Source organism: Streptomyces pathocidini (assembly GCF_001418495.1).
GTDB classification, from domain to species: domain Bacteria; phylum Actinomycetota; class Actinomycetes; order Streptomycetales; family Streptomycetaceae; genus Streptomyces; species Streptomyces pathocidini.
This window is the reverse complement of the sequence record NZ_LIQY01000691.1, coordinates 1-1,727: the sequence shown is the minus strand read 5'-3', so window position 1 is coordinate 1,727 and position 1,727 is coordinate 1. Positions and strand designations below refer to the sequence as shown.

The 1,727-nt window shown below is 76.7% G+C and carries 1 protein-coding gene; it reads right to left on the bottom strand.

Annotation, left to right across the window (positions count from 1 at the left end; translation table 11 throughout):
- On the bottom strand, positions 1-1,727 hold a 1,727-nt coding region (locus AOK16_RS24525; RefSeq protein WP_055474285.1), incomplete at both ends, for a hypothetical protein.

The following is a 1,727-nucleotide window of genomic DNA, read 5'->3' as shown; positions in this document are numbered from 1 at the left end:
CCCCGGCGCCGAGGCGCGGAACCGTCCGAGGCGGCGCCCCCACGGCGCCGGGGCGCGGGACCGTCCGGGGCGGCGCCACGACGCCGAGGTGCGGACGTATCCGGGGCGGAACCCCCGCGCCTGCGGCCCGTCTCCGCGTGGAGGACCGCGCCCAGGATGGTGCCGCCCGCGCCGGTGACGAGTTCGCGGACGCGGGCGAGGTCGGCGCGGTGGACCGCGCGCGGGTCGCAGACGACGAGGACGCCGTCGACGCGGTCGGCCAGCGCGATCGCGTCGGCGTACGAGAGGACGGCCGGGGCCAGGACGACCGCGACCGTGCCCGGCGCGTCGGCCGTGGCGATCAGGCGGGTGGCCTGGGTGGAGGTCAGGGCGCGGGCGACGTTGCGGACGCGGGCGCCAGGGACCAGGTCGAACATGCCGGACTCGCCGGTGTCGACGAGGAACTGCTCGCCCGTCGGCCACCCGCCGTCCCCACGCCCAAGGCTCCCCCGCGCGCCGGGCCGCACCGCCCAGCCCGGCCGTGGGCCGTCGGCGGGGCGGAGCCGGGTCGCGAGCGAGGGGGTGCGCAGGTCGGCCTCGACCAGCATCACCTCCCGGCCCATCTCGACGAACGACGCCGCGAGGTTCACGGCCACGGCCGCCGCCGTGTCGATGGCGCCGCGCGGGGCGACGACGAGGAGCCTGCGGCGGTCGGCGAACCGCTGGTCGTAGGCCAGCCGGAAGGCCACCGAGCGGTACTCCTCCGCCAACCGGCCCGCCGCCAGCGGCTCGCGGGGAAGCCGCCGCCGGCCCTCCGCCAACGGCTCCCCCGCGTCCGCGCGCCGCCCGCGCGGTAACGCGCCCGCCAGCGGCTCCCCCGCATCCGCACCCCGGCGCCCGCGCCGCAGCGCCCGTACCCGCCGCCGCCCGCGCGGTAGTACGCCCAGGACGGGCGCCCGCAGCGCCCGTACGACATCGCTCTCGGAGCGGGCGGTCGGGTCGAAGACGAGCCGCGCCCAGGCGGCCAGCAGTCCGAGGCCGACGCCCACCGCCGCGCCGATGCCCAGGAGCAGGGGCAGGCCGGGGCCGGAGGGCTCGCGCGGCGGGGTGGCGGTCCTGACGACGAATCCGGGGGTGGTGTCGAGCGCTTTCAGCTTGGTGACGCTGCTGCTGAGCTCGGAGATCTTGCCGAGGACGCCGGACTGTACGGAGAGCGTGGTGTCCAGGGCGCGGCCGTCGCTCAACTGGGCGATCTGTTCGGCGAGTTGGTCGCGCTGTTTCTCCAGCGGGTCGAGCTGCTTCTGGTAGGCCGCGACCATGTTGTCGATCAGGGACTGGGTCTGGCGGCGGCGGTTGTCCAGGTACGCGCGCGTGAAGGCGTTGGCACGCTCGGCGGCGCGGCCTGGCGCGGGGTCTGTGTAGGAGAAGCGCAGGACGAGGGTGTTGGGCGGGTTGGTGACCTGGAGGCCGGCCTGGAGGCGGTCCACGTCGTCGGCGGGCGTGCCGAGCGCCTTCGCGGCGCGTGCGGCGACGGCGTTGCTGACCGCGGTCTGCCGTTCGGAGCCGATGCTGACCTGCTTGTCGGGGGTGCCGCCGGCCGCGAACGGGTCGACGGTCGCGGGCCGCACGGTGACCTCGCTGGTCGCCACATACGTGTCCCCGCCCGCGAGCCCGATCCACCCCCCACCGAGCAGCCCGACCAGCACTCCGAGCACCAACGGCACCGGGTACCGCAGCAGTTGCCGGAA